The 16,839-nt window shown below is 64.2% G+C and carries 15 protein-coding genes; 3 read left to right on the top strand and 12 right to left on the bottom strand.

Annotation, left to right across the window (positions count from 1 at the left end; genetic code table 11):
- Positions 1 to 8: 8 nt before the first annotated feature.
- The 4 genes from GOPIP_RS16715 to GOPIP_RS16700 all read right to left on the bottom strand — a co-directional run bounded on the left by GOPIP_RS16715 (position 9) and on the right by GOPIP_RS16700 (position 3,683).
- A complete protein-coding gene (locus GOPIP_RS16715) occupies positions 9 to 896 on the bottom strand; it encodes a LysR family transcriptional regulator (RefSeq protein WP_006370921.1) in 888 nt (295 codons plus the stop codon).
- A gap of 25 nt (positions 897 to 921) precedes the next feature.
- Entirely contained in the window at positions 922 to 2,166 is a 1,245-nt protein-coding gene (locus GOPIP_RS16710; RefSeq protein ID WP_006370920.1) for an MFS transporter, read from the bottom strand.
- Between the two features lie 8 nt (positions 2,167 to 2,174).
- Positions 2,175 to 2,813 (bottom strand): GntR family transcriptional regulator, encoded by a 639-nt coding sequence (locus tag GOPIP_RS16705; protein ID WP_006370919.1) that lies wholly within the window; start codon positions 2,811 to 2,813, stop codon positions 2,175 to 2,177.
- 102 nt (positions 2,814 to 2,915) lie between these two features.
- Positions 2,916 to 3,683 (bottom strand): IclR family transcriptional regulator, encoded by a 768-nt coding sequence (locus tag GOPIP_RS16700; RefSeq protein ID WP_035728242.1) that lies wholly within the window; start codon positions 3,681 to 3,683, stop codon positions 2,916 to 2,918.
- Between the two features lie 188 nt (positions 3,684 to 3,871).
- Here GOPIP_RS16700 and GOPIP_RS16695 point away from each other — a divergent pair, with 188 nt between their 5' ends.
- Both GOPIP_RS16695 and GOPIP_RS16690 read left to right on the top strand, forming a co-directional pair.
- Positions 3,872 to 4,636 carry a CoA transferase subunit A gene (locus tag GOPIP_RS16695; RefSeq protein ID WP_006370917.1) on the top strand — a complete coding sequence of 255 codons (765 nt, stop codon included), beginning with the start codon at positions 3,872 to 3,874 and terminating at the stop codon, positions 4,634 to 4,636.
- A complete protein-coding gene (locus GOPIP_RS16690) occupies positions 4,633 to 5,292 on the top strand; it encodes a 3-oxoacid CoA-transferase subunit B (protein ID WP_006370916.1) in 660 nt (219 codons plus the stop codon). Before GOPIP_RS16695 ends, GOPIP_RS16690 begins: the two co-directional genes overlap by 4 nt.
- A 55-nt stretch (positions 5,293 to 5,347) precedes the next feature.
- Here GOPIP_RS16690 and GOPIP_RS16685 read toward each other — a convergent pair whose 3' ends face one another.
- A complete protein-coding gene (locus tag GOPIP_RS16685) occupies positions 5,348 to 6,043 on the bottom strand; it encodes a TetR/AcrR family transcriptional regulator (RefSeq protein ID WP_138944134.1) in 696 nt (231 codons plus the stop codon).
- Positions 6,044 to 6,428: 385 nt separating this feature from the next.
- On the opposite strand from GOPIP_RS16685, the gene GOPIP_RS16680 reads away from it, so the two are divergent.
- Entirely contained in the window at positions 6,429 to 7,034 is a 606-nt protein-coding gene (locus GOPIP_RS16680; protein ID WP_035728240.1) for a TetR/AcrR family transcriptional regulator, read from the top strand.
- 47 nt (positions 7,035 to 7,081) lie between these two features.
- Here GOPIP_RS16680 and GOPIP_RS16675 read toward each other — a convergent pair whose 3' ends face one another.
- The 7 genes from GOPIP_RS16675 to GOPIP_RS16645 form a co-directional block, all read right to left on the bottom strand.
- Complete coding sequence (locus tag GOPIP_RS16675) at positions 7,082 to 8,617, bottom strand: class I adenylate-forming enzyme family protein (RefSeq protein WP_006370913.1); 1,536 nt, start codon at positions 8,615 to 8,617, stop codon at positions 7,082 to 7,084.
- Positions 8,618 to 8,680: 63 nt separating this feature from the next.
- On the bottom strand, positions 8,681 to 9,460 hold the full coding sequence (locus tag GOPIP_RS16670; RefSeq protein ID WP_006370912.1) for an enoyl-CoA hydratase-related protein: 780 nt from the start codon (positions 9,458 to 9,460) through the stop codon (positions 8,681 to 8,683).
- A gap of 106 nt (positions 9,461 to 9,566) precedes the next feature.
- Positions 9,567 to 10,523: an NADPH:quinone oxidoreductase family protein gene (locus GOPIP_RS16665; protein WP_035728238.1), complete on the bottom strand. Its 957-nt coding sequence runs from the start codon at positions 10,521 to 10,523 to the stop codon at positions 9,567 to 9,569.
- 78 nt (positions 10,524 to 10,601) lie between these two features.
- Entirely contained in the window at positions 10,602 to 11,642 is a 1,041-nt protein-coding gene (locus GOPIP_RS16660) for a beta-keto acid cleavage family enzyme (protein ID WP_006370910.1), read from the bottom strand.
- Between the two features lie 75 nt (positions 11,643 to 11,717).
- Entirely contained in the window at positions 11,718 to 12,866 is a 1,149-nt protein-coding gene (locus GOPIP_RS16655; RefSeq protein WP_006370909.1) for a saccharopine dehydrogenase NADP-binding domain-containing protein, read from the bottom strand.
- A gap of 47 nt (positions 12,867 to 12,913) precedes the next feature.
- Positions 12,914 to 14,671 (bottom strand): hydantoinase B/oxoprolinase family protein, encoded by a 1,758-nt coding sequence (locus tag GOPIP_RS16650; protein ID WP_006370907.1) that lies wholly within the window; start codon positions 14,669 to 14,671, stop codon positions 12,914 to 12,916.
- Between the two features lies 1 nt (position 14,672).
- Positions 14,673 to 16,751, bottom strand: coding sequence for a hydantoinase/oxoprolinase family protein (locus GOPIP_RS16645; RefSeq protein WP_006370906.1), 2,079 nt, complete (start codon positions 16,749 to 16,751; stop codon positions 14,673 to 14,675).
- Positions 16,752 to 16,839: the final 88 nt, after the last annotated feature.

Raw genomic sequence — 16,839 nt, 5'->3', positions numbered from 1 at the left:
GCCCGGCCTCATGATCGAGTGTCGGCGGCGATCGGTTCGGCGATGGCGGCGAAAGCGTCGACGAGGGCGTTCGGCTTGGCACGCAGGTGACACAGGTAGGTCGTGACCGGCGCCAGGTCGATGATCGGGACGTACCGCAGACCCGGTCGCGCATGGGTCACCGTGGCCGACGATCCGCAGATGTTGACTCCCACCCCGGCGCTGCACAGCTGTAGGACCTCGTCGAAATGCGTTGCCAGCGGCAGTATCTCGAGATGTCGACCGCTCGGACGCGGATCGACGAACCAACTCTGCGATTCGCCGCCACCACGCATCCCGATGAAGGTCTCATCGTCGGTTTCGGCCAGCGTCACCGAATCCCGCCCGGCGAGACGATGCCCCTCGTTGACGACGAGCACCCGATCCTCGGACCACAGGGGTCGCACCACGACCCCTGCCGGCTCGACCGGCGGCTGATCGGCGATCATCAACGAGACGTCGACCTCTCCCGAACGCAGCGCGGTGAGTGCATCGGTGAGTGGCAGGCCGTGGATCTGCCAGGTCGTGTCCGGGTGGCGCTCGACGGCCGTCGCGAGCAGCCGGTTGCTCATCTCGCTCGACGCCGCGATCCCGATGCGCAGCACCGACGCGGTGCCCGAACTGTCGGCCCAGGCGATCACGGTGTCCATCGCGGCGACGGCGTCACGGGCGAGCCGGACGAGGGCGGCGCCGTCGGCTGTGAGCTCAACCTGCCGCGAGGTGCGGCGGAACAGTGTGACGCCGGTCCGGCGTTCGAGTTGCTGGATCTGCTGGCTCAGCGAAGGTGCCGAGATGTGCAGGCGCTGCGCGGCGCGCGTGAAGTGCAGTTCCTCGGCCACCGCAAGGAAGTAACGCAGGTGCACGATGGTGAGATCCACTTCCCGATGTCCTCCTCGCCGCGGCTCACCCCAGTGTGGCAGGCAGATGCTTGCGTGATCCGCCGATCACCACCAACAGCGACACGAGGAGCAGCGCGGCGAGGATGAGCAGCAACTCGACGGTGGTGAACGGCGGTGTCAGCGCGGCCAACAGGGTCGGGACCGCGAAACCGGTGTAGGCGACCGCATAGAAGACACCGGTGAGTTTGGCGAGTTCGTGTGCGGGCGCGATCCGTTGGACCTCCAACAACCCCGACACCAGGCCGATGCCGAAGCCGCAGCCGAGCACCACACTCGCGGCCACCCCGATGAGCAGATCATCGGTGGTCACCGCGACCAGCATGACCGCCATCCCGACGACGAGGATCACCAGTGCGACGATGAGGCCGCGGGCACTCGACTGCGAGTCGATGCGGCGCGCCAGCGGTTGGATGGCAGCACCGGCACCGAGTGCGATGACGCTGAGCAGCGTGGCGTACGCCAGCCCGAGGCCACCCGCGGCGTCGGCCAGCAGCACCGGCTGGTAGCCGTAGGAGAGCCCGCAGGCGACGAAAAGCCAGGGGCCACAGATCATCACGACACGCACGAAGCGCCGGTGACGCGCCGAGGTGACCCGCAGCCGGGCCGAGATCGGTGCCGGCGCCTGGGGTCGCACCGTCTCCGGTGCGCGGCCGATCAGCACCAGGAACGGCGCCGACACCGCGATGTGCAGGATGAACGGCAGGATCTGCGGAATCGGCCCCCATTGGGCGATACACCCGGCGATCAACGCACCCGAGGCCGAGCCCAGGGTGAACGCCAGTGACGCCCGACGAGCGCCGGCGCCGCGGTCGGCGGCCGGATCGAACGGCGCCGTCGACAATTCCTTGAGCCAACTCGTGCCCACCGACATCGCGGTCCCGACCGACATGCCGGCCAACAGCCGACCCGCGATGATCGGGAACTGGCCGAGTTCGTCGAACGCCAGCAGCACGCTGCCCGCCACACCGAAGGCGACGCCCGCGATCATCGGCAACCGGCGGCCCAGGTGATCCGACACCGCTCCGGCGATGATCAGTGCGGGAGCCAGTCCCGCGACGTAGACCCCGAGGAACAGGGTCACCGTCGCCGACGAGTAGTGCTCGACATCGCGATACATCAGCAGCAGCGGGCTGAACTGGTTGCCCGACCAGGCGCAGACGAACAGCGCGCCGAACACCAGGACCCATGGCCGACGATCCGGACCGCGCTGGTCACGCGGCGACACGGTGGCGCCGGCGCGGATGGGCATCGACGAACTCATATCGCGCCCTGATAGCGCGCGAGATGCGCTTCGAGGAGGCGCTCGTACTCCTCCCGCTCTCCGGCGAACAGGCAGGCCGCCAGCCGTTGGTGATCGTCGTGCGAGGCCGGGAGGGTGGCCGGATCGATCCGCAGCAGCACATTGCGCAGACGCTGTTGCCGCCCGCGCAGGAGCTCGTAGAAGTGCGCGGCGATCGGGTTGTTCGACGCGCGTACCGCCAGGAGGTGGAACTCGTCGTCGGCCTCGACGAAGCCGTCGACGTCGGCGTCCGCGGCGAGACCGGCCTGCCGGGCGAGGTTGCGCTCGATCAACTCACGAAACTCCGCAGACGGACCGCCTGCTGCGAAAACCTGCCGTGCAGAGGCAGTTTCGATGGCCTGACGCATGGCGAGCACGTCGGCGGCCTCGGTCGCGGTGACCGGACTGACCACCGCTCCGCGGCGCGGGATGAGAGTGAGGAACTGCTCGGCGGCCAGTCGTAGGAACGCCTCGTGCACCGGCGTTCTGCTCAGGCCGAGGTCGGCGCCGACCTCGACCTCGCTGAGCAGTGTGCCACCGGCGAGCGCGCCGGAGATGATGCGCTCGCGAGTTGAGGCGTACGCCTCGTCTGCGGCGTTGGACCACTGTGCAGGCATGCGGCGACCCTACACCTTGCATGCAAGTATGCATACAAGGTGGCTCCGGTTCGGATACCCCCTCGGTCGCAGCCCGACCGGCTGCGGTGAGTCGGGCTCGCGTCAGCGTTTCAGTCGTTGCGACAGGATGTGGGCGTGTTTGAGGAGTAGTGCGCCCATGGCTTTTTGGCGGGCGTCGCCGAATCTGGTTTCCACGCCGGTCACGCTCAAGGCCCAGCAGGGTGTGCCGGTGTGGTCGAAGACTGCGGCGCCGATGCCCCAGCTGCCCTCGACCAAGAGGGCGGGGTTCACCGCGTAGCCGGTGTTTCTGGTGGCGGCGATGCGTGCACGCAGGGCCGGTGCGGAGTGTGCCGGCCCCCAGGTGTCGGTCAGGTCTGTTCGACGCAGGTAGTCATCGATGTCGTGGTCGGGCAGGTGACTGAGGATCGCCAAACCGGCCGAAGCGACCCCGAGCGGGAAGCGGATACCTTCATGCAGGACATGGGAGCGCAGCGGAAAACTGCCCTCTCTGCTCGCGATGCACACGGTTTCCTCACCGCGCCGCGCAGACAGGAACGCGCTCTCGCCGGACTCACGTGCGAGTGCGTCGAGGAGATCCGCGGAGTCGGCGGTGATGTCGTAGCGGGTGGCCGCGCTGGCACCGAGTAGATAGATTTCCGGGCCGAGCGTCCACCGACCGGCACGGTCGCGATCGAGCAACCCTTCGGTCTGCAACGCACACAGCAGCCGGTGCGCGGTGGGTCGCGCGGTCGATGCGTGGCGGGCCGCGACCGTCGTGGTCACCCCGTCGGGTTCATGCGCGCCGATCACCCGCAACAACGCCGCCGCCCGCCCGACCACCCCGGAACGCTCCTCGGTCATGCCGGCCATCCTATCTCCCACGCGTTCACTGAATGGACGACTTTGCCGACGATGTTCACGAAACGAGCAGAATCCGGGGATCATTGCGTCCGTCGGCGCAGGCCACGCACACTCACACCACACCGGTCTGGTGTCAGCTCACCGAACACCACACCCACACCACCCGGAGCGCTCGCTTCGGACGGAAGGAGATGTCGATGTCAGCGACACAACTCATGTCGGCGGCCGAGGCCGTCGCCGACATCGGCAACCGAGCGAGTCTCGCGGTCGGCGGTTTCGGGCTGTGCGGTATCCCCGACATCCTCATCGCCGCGCTCGCCGACACCGACGTCACTGACCTGGAAGTGTTCTCCAACAACTGCGGCGTCGACGACCACGGCCTCGGAATCCTGCTGTGCGCCAGACGTATCCGGCGAGTCACCGCCTCCTACGTCGGGGAGAACAAGGAATTCGCCCGCCAGTACCTCGCCGGTGAGCTCGACGTCGAACTCACCCCCCAGGGCACCCTCGCCGAACGCCTCCGCGCCGGTGGCGCCGGAATACCGGCGTTCTTCACCCCCGCCGGGGTCGGTACGCCCGTCGCCGACGGCGGAATGCCCTGGCGCTACCACCCCGACGGAACAGTCGCGGTGAGTTCCCCACCCAAACAGACCCAACAGTTCGGCGACAAACGCTACGTCCTCGAACACGCCATCACCACCGACTACGCACTTGTCCACGCACGCCTCGGTGATCGCAACGGAAACCTGGTCTTCGACAAAACCGCCCGCAACTTCAACCCCCTGGCCGCCATGGCCGGCCGCATCACCATCGCCCAAGTCGAAGAACTCGTCGACCCCGGGGACCTCGACCCCGACCACATCCACCTCCCCGGCGTGTTCGTCCAACGAATCGTGCACACCGGCCCCCAAGCCACCCGCATCGAAAAACGCACCGTCACCACCCCGGAGAACCGCTCATGACCACCACCCCGCTACTGGCCGGCTGGACCCGCCAACAAATGGCCGCACGCGCCGCCGCCGACATGATCGACGGCGAATACGTCAACCTCGGCATCGGACTACCCACACTCATCCCCGACCACCTACCCGCCGGAATCCACGTCACCCTGCACTCCGAAAACGGCATCCTCGGCACAGGCGGCTACCCCACCGACGACACCGTCGACGCCAACCTCATCAACGCCGGCAAAGAAACCGTCACCATCACCCCAGGAGCCTCCTTCTTCGACTCCGCACAGTCCTTCGGAATGATCCGCGGCGGCCACATCGACACCGCCGTCCTCGGCGGCATGCAAGTCTCGCGTGACGGCGACCTCGCCAACTGGATGGTCCCCGGAAAAATGGTCAAAGGCATGGGCGGCGCCATGGACCTCGTCCACGGAGCCGCCCGCGTCATCGTCCTCATGGAACACACCGACCGCAGCGGCCACCCCAAAATCCTCGACCACTGCACCCTGCCCCTCACCGGAGCACACGTCGTCAACCGCATCATCACCAATCTCGCCGTCATCGACATCACCCCCAACGGCCCCACCCTCCGCGAAACCGCACCCGGCATCACCACCGACGACGTCATCACCGCCACCGACACCGCGCTCACCATCGACCTCCGCTGAGGTCAACACCGACCGCCCGCGGGTGTGGCGCCGCCGCGATCGTGGCGGCGCCGCCTCAGGGAGTTCCGATGTCCACGTGGAGGAGTGCGCGACTCAGGGTTATCGCCTGGCGTGTGCACCGCTGCAGATCCTTTTTCGTTCCGTCCCATCGGCACCATTCGTTCGAGGTGTCGAGGATCTTGACCACCACCTTGACGAACTTGTCGATCTCGCCGAACTCGTAGCCCAATTCGACCGCGGCCGCGGCATACATGTCCTCGTACAGACCGCACCACTCGTAATATTCTGCGCGAGTTTCCGGTGGCAGAAATCCAGCAATCCGATCGCTGGCCATGAGGATGTCCCACATATCGTTCTCGGGACTTTCCAATTGACGATGTAAGTGAACCCGAACGAGGGCGTTCCAATACTCGTAAACGTCGTTGGTCGCCTCAACGCCATCGAGGACGGCGGACGCAAATCGATAGAAATGCCAACGGAATGCCTCGGTGACGATCTCATCTCGGCCCTGCGGGAAGTGGCGATAAATGCTGGGCGCCTTGACTCCCACTTGTTCGCCGAGATCGCGCATCGATACCGCCTGGTAACCGTGCGAGCACGCCAACGACACGAAGGCCTCCAGGATCTGACGTCGACGGTAGGACAGTCCACTCCAGTCCACCTTGTCCAGGTAGCGCCGTAACTTGTCGGCGGCGGCGCCTCGCGGCGTTTGTTCGTCGTCTGCTGGGTCGTTGCTCTCCGTGGTCACCATCGACACCACCGTGGGGTCAGTCACGCCCACTGTCTCCTCTCCCCGTCTCTGCCGCAGGCGCTCAGGTTCCGGCCCCTCCGCCTGCCGACTTGTCCGCAGGTCGACACATCTCTCTACGATTCACACGAGCGAAACCTACACGTGCCCACGTGTGGATTCATATTACCTGGTAGAACTATGTGGTACACATCTTATGTACATTAAGGAAGAGCGAGGCGCGGGTGGGGTCATACCCAGGCCACGCTGACGAATACGGCGCCTGGTCTCGGCTGGCCAGCGCTGGGACAGGGGTGAGGGCCAGATGGCTGCCAAGAGCGGGACACCGGCGAAGTCCGGGGGTAGACCTGCCCGCAACGCCAGAGAGTCAGTCGGCCGGGAACGCGTCATGCAGGTCGCACTGCAGCTGTTCGTGGCCAACGGGTACGCAGGCACGAGCGTCAAGGCCGTTGCCGACGAACTCGGGATTTCGCCGCCGGCGCTGTACTGGTACTTCCCCTCGAAAGAGGAACTCTACGTTTCGGTCATCGAGCAGGCTATGCGCGATTTCGTCGAGTATGTCGGCCAATCGCTGACCGACGACGATCCGGTTTTCCGATTGAGTCAACTCGTCCGCGCACATGTCACTTGGCAATTACAACAGGCCGATGTGGCGCTGGCCTTTGATATGACGGTCGGACTCCGGAGTCTGAGCTCCGAGATTCCGAAGGAACGCCTCGATCCGATCTTCAAGATGGAACTCCAGTATGTCGAGGAGGTCCGCTCAATTCTTCGATCCGGGGTCGAGGCCGAACTTTTTCGGGTCGACGATGTGAAGACGACGGCGTTCGCCATCATCACCCTGTGTGAATATGTCACGTCCTGGTACAAGCACGGCGGTGAGCTATCGATCCCTGCAGTCGCGAATCGATACGAGGGCCTCGTCCGTCGGATGGTGGGTGCGGCCGGACTCCACCGCACCGCGCCACCCGAGGAGTCCGTAGCTCGCGGCTGAACTCGAGAGTCCTCCGTCGATACTGTCGTAAATCCGCCGACGAGAAGTCATCTCCGAACAGACAACTCGCCCTTCTCGATCAATTCCGCGAAGTGGCGCGCCGTCGCCCGGCGGTCGACCTTCCCACTCGCACCACGAGAAAGTGACTGGAGGACACAGATTCGCTCGGGGACTGCGTAGTCGGGGAGCTTCGACAGTAGCGCCTTGCGAGCGGCGGCTTCGTCGAGCACATGCCCTTGCCGCTCTTCCACAGCAGCCCACACCCGGTTTTGGAGTACTGAGTCCGGAACGCCGAACACACAACTGTCTGCGACGGGCTCGAGTTCGGAAAGCATGCTCTCGACGTGCGCCGGCAGGATCTTCTCGCCGCCCCTGTTGATGACGTCATCCACTCGGCCTTCGATGTAATAGAAGCCCGCGTCGCAGCGCGCGAGGTCACCCGTGCGGAGCCAGCCCTCGCGGATCTTGTCCGCGGACAGATCGGGTTGCCGCCAGTAACCCTGCATGCGCGTGGGTCCACGCACCCACATCTCACCGGTCTCGCCTTCCGTGACGTCCGAACCCGTGTCATCCACGATTCTGATCGAGGTACCTGGGACAGCGAACCCGACTGATTCACCACGCTCCGTGGCGAATTCGGACGGCAGGAACGAGACCGCAGAACCATATTCGGTCATGCCGTAGCCATGGAAGAGTTTCATGCGCGGCCACTTCGCGAGTAGTTCGTCGATCCACGGTGCGGGCATTGGTGAACCGCCATATAGGAGCGTCCGAACAGACGACAAGGCCTCGTCGGCGCCATCGGCCAGCATGATCAATCGGTGGATGCTCGGCACTGCCGCAAGGTAGGTGACCGGGCGCTCGGTCAGTGCCGCGACGGCATCCTTGGTCCGGAACTTGTGCAGGAGATCGGTTCGGCCGCCGAGCAACAACATGTGACCGAACTGATCCACGAATCCCGTGTTGTGGAACATCGGCACCACGACCAACGTCGAGTCGCCGCCACCGGTGCCCATCACTTGGGCGAAAGGCCAGGAAGCCTGTGCGAGTGCACTCTGGGTCAGCATGGCGCCCTTGGGCTTTCCCGTTGTGCCGGAAGTGAAGCTGATTAGTGCGAGCGCATCTGCATCCAGCGCCGGAAAGCTACCTGCGTCGTTGTTCAGGTAGGTCTGATCCATTGGCCTGACCTTGGCCGATTGCACCTCGGAAGCTATATCACGATGCAGTTCATCGGTGAGCACCAACGAGGCATCGAGAAGCGCCACCTGGTCGGCGAACTGTGACGGGTTGAGGCGATTGTTGGCCGGAGCGATGACCGCACCCATCGAAAGGGTGGCCAGATAGTGGACCACCCACTCGATGCGGTTGAAACCGACGATCACCACCCGATCACCCCGGACCACACCGCGGTCGGTCAACCAACCGACGCACCGAGCGACATGGTCGTAAAGGTCGGCGTAGGTCAGCTCTGTGCCGCCTGCTGTGAGGGCCAAGGCATCGGGAGTCTCGACGGACCAGTGCTGCAACGCTTCTGGAAGCGTGGTGAACGGACGCGGTCGGTCGTCATGGTGTTTGTGGTTCATGTCAGTCCCTGGAGGTCTGTGTGGCGAGTGTCGTGAGTGCTGCTCGGTGCCGTCCACGGTTGGTTACCGCCCTTGCCAACGGGGGGAGCGCTTGGCCGCATATGCCGCCGCACCTTCGACGGCGTCGGCGGAGCGTGCCACCGCTCTCACCCTCGGCAGGGCACGCGATACACCGAAGGCGTCGCTCAATTCGGTCCCCGCGGTGTGCTCGACGATGTCGAGAATGGCGGCTACCGCGAGTGGTGCTGCGCCACAAAGGGATTTGGCGAGATCGATGGCAACCTGGCGAACCTCTCCGACCGGTACCACCCGGTTCACGATGCCCCACGTCCGTGCTTCTGCGGAGGTGAATCGTCGGCCGGTGAGGAGGAGCTCGAGCGCAAGGGGGCGTGGAAGCAGCCGTGACAGTCTGATCACGCCACCCGCATCGGGGAGAATACCCAAACGTGCTTCGGGAAAGGCGAATACGGCATCTTCCGACGCGACGGCGAGATCTGCGGCGAGCATCATCTCGACGCCTCCCCCGTACGCCGAACCGTTGACGGCGGCCACTATCGGCTTGCCGATGCCGAAGAGCTCGGTGATACCGGCGAATCCGCCCGGTCCGTGGTCCGCGTCGTGAGCTTCGCCATCGTCGGCGGATTTCAGATCCCAACCAGCACTGAAGAACCGGTCGCCGGCTGCAGTGAGTACGGCTGCTCGCAGGGAGTCATCCGTGCGTAAGCGGTCGATGGCGGCATGGATGGCGACGCTCGTGGCGGCGTTGATTGCGTTTGCTTTCGGACGGTCGAGCGTGACGATGAGAATCTGCTCGTCGACCTCGACATGAACGTCGGTTGTCACGATAACTCCGATCTGGATCCGGGCTGAAGAAGAGGGCGGGGTGCCGGGGCGACCGGGGTGCCGGCAACCCGCCCCCTCGGTTGACCGAGTGAGTCGAGGAGGTGGATCACACCGTCAGCACGATTCTTCCGATCACACTGCGGGCGGACAGGTTCTCCAATGCCGCACCGTAGTTGTCCAGGTTTCCGCCGCTGCGAACGACTGGTGTGATGAAGCCACGGCCGCTGAGATCGAGGAGGTCATCCCATGCTTGACGGCTAGTGCCCTGTGTCCAGAGGTAGTCCGACTCGACGCCGCGCACGTCGGTGTTGGTCAGTAGCAGGCGATTGACCTTGACGGTCGGGATTTCTCCCGAGGCGAATCCAACCGCCATCACCCGGCCGAACGGAGCGAGACATCTCAACGCATTTCGGATGTCTCCACCGACCACATCGACGACGATGTCGACACCTGCGCCGTCGGTGAGTTGGCGGACCCTGTCCGGTACCTCCTCACGGAGGACCGAGTGATGAGCGCCTGCTTCGCGTGCCACGGCGGCACGTTCCTCGCTGGAGACGACCGCGATCACCTCCGCGCCCAGACCTGCGGCCACCTGGATGGCGGCAGACCCGACCCCGCCCGATGCCCCGAGGACCATGACCGTATCGCCCTTGACGAGTCCTCCTCGGGTGACGAGCGCGAAGTGGGCGGTGAGGTAATTCATCGGCAGAGCAGCGGCGTCCTCGAACGACATCTCATCGGGTATCGGATAGATGCGATCCTCGGTGACTGCGAGCTTCTCCGCCGCGGCACCGTAACTCAGGCAGCCGGCGATACGGGCACCTGGGCGGAACTCGGAGTCGGCGGGGCCGTCGAGAACAACCCCGGCGAAGTCCGAACCCGGGCTGAAGGGGAGTTCTGGCTTGACCTGGTACTCGCCTTTGGACATCAACAGGTCCGGGAATGCGGGCGCCACTGCCTTCACCTCGACGAGGACCTCGCCGGCGGCCCGTACTGGGTCATCGACATCATGGATCTGTAGTGCTGCAGGACCGTTGAGTCCGGTGATCATGACTGCTCGCACGGGGGTTTCTCCAGTTCTGTGACGAGCTGATGGTGCCGGGGCTTGCACGCCCCGGCACCATCAGGAGGGGACGTTCGGCTAGGCGCCGACCCCAGCGGTGGCCGGGATCTGTGCGTTGGTCTCGGGGAGACCGAGCATCGCTCGATACTCTTCCGGGGTCGCGACCGGTCGGCCGACAACCTGGGAAATCAGCTGACCCATGTGCAGCGCTTGGACATTGCTTTCGATCTTGTCCTCGCGGTGCGGCCACAGCCAGTAGGTATCTTCCATGCCAACCCGGATGTGCAGACCCATCAAGGCGGCCAGGGCGGCGACGTGAGTGGACGCGCGGCCCGCGGCGCAGACCATGATGAAGGCGTCCGGGTCTATGTCGCGGATCGCAGACGCGGTCCGGGTCAGACCGTCGATCATCTGTCGTGGGTTCTCCATCGGGCTGCAGCCCGGCAGCGCCGGGAGGATCAACCATGCCGCCGGGGTCTCGATGAGTCCGGGCTTGATCAAGAAGCGGTCGGCATTGGAGACGTCGGCGTCTGTGTAGACCGCGATCTCCGGCTTTGCGCCGGATTCGTTGATGAGTCGAACCTTGTCGATCATGATCGGTGCCGGCTTCACGAACAACGAGTCGCCGATGTAGGTCGCCGTGGTGTTGATCGGTGCAGCATCGAGCACACCACCCTCGAGGACATTCTTCATCAGCTCCCACTCACCACCGAGCGCGGGCACGAGGCAGCCATCGACGACGAGCGAGGGAAATTCTTCGCGCAGCGGGCTGATGACCTCCCGAAAACGCTCCGGCGACAACACGTTGTAGCCCTCGTCGTCGCGGACGTGGATGTGGACGGTGCTGGCACCGGCTTTGGTCACCTCTCGGGCCGACTCCAAGATCTCGCCGGGGGTGATGGGCTGGTTGGGGTTCTGGTCCTTGCGAAAGAAGGCGCCGGTGATGGCCACCGAGACCACCAGCTTCTCTGGAATGTCCCAGGGGGTGGAGATGGGAGCGTCGTGAAACGCCGACTTCTCCAGGTCGAGGACGGTCGGGATCCCATAGGGGCGCCAGATCATCTTCTCTTGCTCTCGAGCCACGCCCTTGCTGACGCGCTCCCAATCAACGTTTGCCATGTCGGCAATTCCTTTCTTAGAGTGCACGCGCGGTCGCGCGGCACCGGGTTGTCTCGCTCGGACGACAGTGGCCGGTCAGCCGACCGCCACCGGGGGCGAGATGAGGTCACGGATACGAACGTGTTCGACGATCTCTCCGTTGACGGTTCGATATGCGGTCATGCCGCCACCACCGGCGGAGACCACACGCAGGGCCGCGAAGAACTCGGCAGGCACGAGCACCTCCGCGGAAACGACACCGGGACCGGGAACCTGGTCCCGGAGGAAGGCGATCGCCCCGGCGGCGGCGGGGGTTCCGGTGGCGTCGTCCTGGCTCATCGCGCCGCCCGACCGGAAGCAGATCCCGTCGGCACCGACGCGGACGTCCACGATCAGACCGGACCCGACGGGTTCCCGTTCGGAGTGGGAGGCTCGAGCGGCCTCGAAAATCGTGTGCATTGCTGCGGTCCGGCTTTCACTCTCCGGCAAACGTGAAGCAACCCAACCGAGATGAGTGAAATCCTCGGGGATGAGGCCACCCTTGTTGTGAGCGTCGGTGACGCGGGTGAAGCGAGGCAGTGTCAGCACCTCGGGATGGCTCAGTGTCACCACGAGTTGCTCCCCGATGGGATCCGGGAAGCTGACGCGCTCCGGAGCGAGGCCGTCCCACGACGGTGTCCCTCCGAGTTCGGGGATCGCCGTCGCGAACGAGTGGGCGAAATGAGGTACGACCGCACCGACCATGTCGGCAGCGTCAACGCACCAGGTGATCGATGCCGAGGCCTCACCGTCGGGGAGAGCATCGAGCGCGAGTTTGACGAGCACGTTGGTCGTGCCCGGTGCTGAGCCCATACCGATGAGTGCTGTCACCCCAGCCACTTTCGCCGCGTCGTCACGTGCGAGGAGCAGTTCGGTGGCGTCGGCATCATCGCAGATGTCGAGATAGTTCGTGCCTGCAGCGATCGCCGCATCGAGGACGATCGGACCGAGCGTGTAGTAAGGCCCGGTGAGATTGATGACCAGATCGGCAGCGGCCAGGACCTGGCTCAGCTTCTCGGGTTCGCCCAGCAAGTCGAACGCCCGGTGTTCGACCACATGGTCGCCCACGCTGTCGGGGAGCCCCGTGGCCGGCGCGCGATCGCAGAGGACGAGCTTGAGTTCGGTGTCGGTACGCGCGAAGCCGCGGAGAAGTCCAGAGGCCTGCGCGCCAGCTGCGCCGAGTACGACAACTGTTGGTGTGGTCATGATTTGGCTACTTTCTTTGAATCTTGAAATGGTCGGTCTCAGGTCGCTCATCCACGCCGGCGCGCTGTTGCCTCTTCGTCGACCCGAAGTCCGTCAGCGCTGTCGACGAACTCCACGCCGTAGGTGGCGGTGGCGTGCTCAGCCGACTCCCAACCCTCGATCACGTCGTGTAGAACCAGCTTTGGGTCGCGCGTGTAGGGATCTCCGTAACCGCCGCCGGACGCATCGAGACCATGAATCCACTCACCGGGTTTCAAGGTCAGCGAGACGGCGTTCGGTAGCTTTTCGCGCGTGCCATCGGCTTTCTCCAGCCACGCCGCAGCCAAAGACCCATCGTGTCCACCGCTGACGCCCTTCGATGGTGTGATCTGCCCGTCGCACGGATAGATCAATGAGATCGGATCGGACTTGGGTGTGTACGCGAACTCGAAGGATGGTCCGCCACGGAATTGCCCAGCGCCACCGGTGTCAGGCACCATCCGGAGATGCTTGTAAAGGATCGGCATCTTGATCTCGTCGATCTCGACGGAGTCGCGGTACATGAGCCCACTGGTGCATGGCACGCCGTAGGTCACCCATCCATCGGCGTAGGCGCTGCCGGGTCCCCCGTTGGCGGTGATGCACAACTGGTTCACGAACTCTTCGTCAGATCGACGGTCGTGACCGGACAGCACGGCGTATCCCGCACCGACACCGACCGCACCCTCGGCCACTCCGTAGGGATCGCCGAGCTGAGCGAATGCCGAACCGACGCAATTGATCAGGCGATCGGTCACGTTGGTTGTCGCAACCGAGCAGCTGTGCGGGAACCGCGGTTTACCCACCGCCGACCCCTCGTTCATCTCGATCGACACTCGGCGAAAAGCGCCGCTGTTCTTCGGTACCGACACCGGGATCGCGTTGAAGATGCCGGCGAACACGGCGGCGCGGGTAGTGGCCTCGGTGAGATTGAGACCGCAGTCCACGTTGGGCCCATTGTCTGTCAGATCGACCTCGATGCACCCGTCCTGCGGCTTGATTTCGACAGTGACCCGGAAGTCCAGTCCCTCAGGGAGATACGGGTCAAACGGATCGTGGCGGCCGGCGTTGGACAATGTTGCGGCCGGAAGGTCGGCAACAGCCTTGGCCATGACCTTCTCGCTGTAGTCCAGCCAATCGCGGGTGAAACTGCGAATCGTGTCGATGCCGTACTTGGTAACGAGTTCCTTCAGACGCCGCTCGGCCACACGCGCCGCACCGATGGAAGCGAGATAGTCGCCATACCACTGAGAGGGCACGCGAATCCGGGTACGACAGATACGAATGATGTCGTCGATGTCCTCATAATCCGACTGCACCTTGACCGTCGGGAAGATCACCGCACCTTCCTCGTATACGTCCCTGGCCGATGCGTGGTAGGTCGTGGGCACGGAGTTGCCGACATCGGCTTGATGTGCTTTCGCGATGGCGGTGAACAGATGGTGCCCGTCAACGAAAACGGGGACCAGAATGGTGTGGTCGGCAGCATGGGAGTTGCCCACGTACGGATTGTTGTCCAGGTAAGCATCACCTTCACGCATCTCGGGATGGGCGTCGCGTAACGCTGCGGCCTGCAGTTGCGCCCCGAAGACGTGCACTGGCACTGCTTCTGCCGCGGCAAGCAATTCGTCGTCCGCAGTCAGGATCGCGCAGGAGAAGTCCCTTGCGCTGTTGATGACCGCGGACCGTGCGGACCTGAGAAGCGTGTTGGTCATCTCGCGGACGATGCCGTCCACCTTGTTGGCGATGATCGCCGTACGCACACCGTCGAACCGGCTGTCAGTCATCTCATTCCTCGTTTCCGATGTGGAGCAGGTAGTTGCCCGAATCTGCCACTCGCGCAGACATTCCGGGGAACACAACCAAGGTCGTCGTGGGTTCCTCGATGATCGCCGGACCACTGACCATGGTTCCCGGCTCCAGGTCTGCGGGCTTGTAGACCGGAGTATCGACGTCGCCGAGTGTGCCGAAGTAGCAAGGTCGGGAGGCCCCAGTCGCAGCTGCACGCTTCACAGCCCGTGGGTAATCGAGCTTCACTCGTGGGAGGTTCACCGTGACACGGCCCGACCAGTTGAGGAATTCGATGGCGCTACCGGGATCGCGAACGGCGAAGATGCGTTCGTGGAGGTCGTGGAATGCCTCGAACAGCTGCTTGTGATCGTCGTCGGTGAGGATGCGCGGCGACGGCAAGTCGAGGTCGATGGTCCAGACCTGCGACTTGTATCGGGCCTCGACGCCGAAGGACACGCTGTAGTCCGGATGTTCGCCGCCGAACTGTTTCGCGAACTCGTCGAGTTTGAATTCCAGGGCGTCGAGGACTTTGTTGACGGCTGCCGCGGCGAAGTCGTCCGAGGTGGAGATGAGCGCCGTGGACTCCTCTTTCACGATGTCGGCAAAGTGCATGCCTGATGCCGACAGCGCCGAGGCCACCTTCGGGAGGACGATGCGTTGTGAATTGAGCTCGGCGGCAATCATCATGATGTTGATGCCGGCCGCACCACCGCCGGCGACCAGCGTGCTGTCCTGTGGGTTGAGCCCCTGGGCGATGGTGATCTCGTGGACTGCCTTCACCATGGCCTCGCTGGCGAGCGACAGGATTCCCCATGCCGTGTGCTGTGTGCTCATTCCCAGTTGTTCGGCGAGCGTTCCGATCGCTGCGGTCGCAGCGTCCACATCGAGCGTCATTCGGCCGCCGAGAAAGTAGTCCGGGTCGAAATAGCCGAGGACGCAGGCGGCGTCGGACAAGGTTGGCAGGGTTCCCCCGTTGCCGTAACACGCCGGTCCGGGCTCGGAACCCGCCGACTGGGGGCCGACGCGCAGCAGACCGCCTTCGTCCATCCAGGCGATCGAGCCACCACCGGCGCCGATCGAACGGATGTCGACCGATGAGATTCCGAGGAGGTCACCCTCCCACTCCGGCCCGAGCCACGTGTCTCGGGAGTGCACGACCGATCCATCGCGAGAGATGCCGACATCGAAGGTCGTGCCACCGGTGTCGCACACCACCATGTCGCCGCCGAGCCCTTCGAGCTGCGAGTAGTTGAGGCCTGCAAGGGGAGCCATGGATGGCCCGCTTCGCGCGGTGTGAATGGGCGATGCGATGACCTCGTCGATGTTCATGACGCCGCCCATACTCGTGGAGACCAAGATGGTGCCGGCGTATCCGAAGTCACGGATATCCTGCTCGAGCTCACGAAAGTGCTTCTGCATCAACGGTTTCAGAGAAGCATCGATGGCTGCGGCCGACGTACGCCGATATTCACGGATGATCGGTGCGATCTGGTGAGAGAGCGTCACGGGCAATTCGGGACTGATCTCTGCGATCTTCTTCTCCACGAGAAGCTCGTGCTCAGGATTGACGATCGACCACAGCAGCGAGACCGCAACGGCTTCGAATCCGCCGTCACGGATCCGGGTCAAGACCCCGGCCAGCTGGTCCTCGTCCAAGTCGACGACAACCTCACCCTCGGAATTGACCCGCTCCCGCACACCAAAGGTGCGGCTTCGCGGTATGTAGGGCTCGGGGTACTGCCTGGTGAAATCGTATCCGTCCTGCTTACCGCCCTCCTTCAGCAGCAACACATCTTCGAACCCCTCCGTGGTGAGCAATGCGGTCCTTGCGACATTCCGCGTGATGATCGCGTTCGTCGCACGCGTGGTGCCGTAGATGAACAAGTCGGTGTCGTCGAGCACCTGCGCTGCTGTCAACCCGAGGTTGGACGCTGCCGCGTCGAGTGCGCGGGCCAAACCGGTGAAGACGCGATCGTGCGTGGTCAGCGACTTGCCGATCACCTGCTCGGAACCTGCGTCCTGAACTACGACATCGATGAACGTTCCGCCCGTGTCGGCGGAGACCTTGAAACCCATCGAATACTCCTGAGGTCTGTGACTGATTGGTGGTCGCCTATCGGCGTCATACGAGGTGGTGGGGTGCATCCTGTGGCGGCGAGCGACC

Origin of the sequence: Gordonia polyisoprenivorans NBRC 16320 = JCM 10675, from assembly GCF_000241325.1 — a bacterium.
Taxonomy (GTDB): Bacteria; Actinomycetota; Actinomycetes; order Mycobacteriales; family Mycobacteriaceae; genus Gordonia; species Gordonia polyisoprenivorans.
The sequence above is the reverse complement of the archived record's forward strand: the minus strand, read 5'-3'. Positions and strand labels throughout refer to the sequence as shown.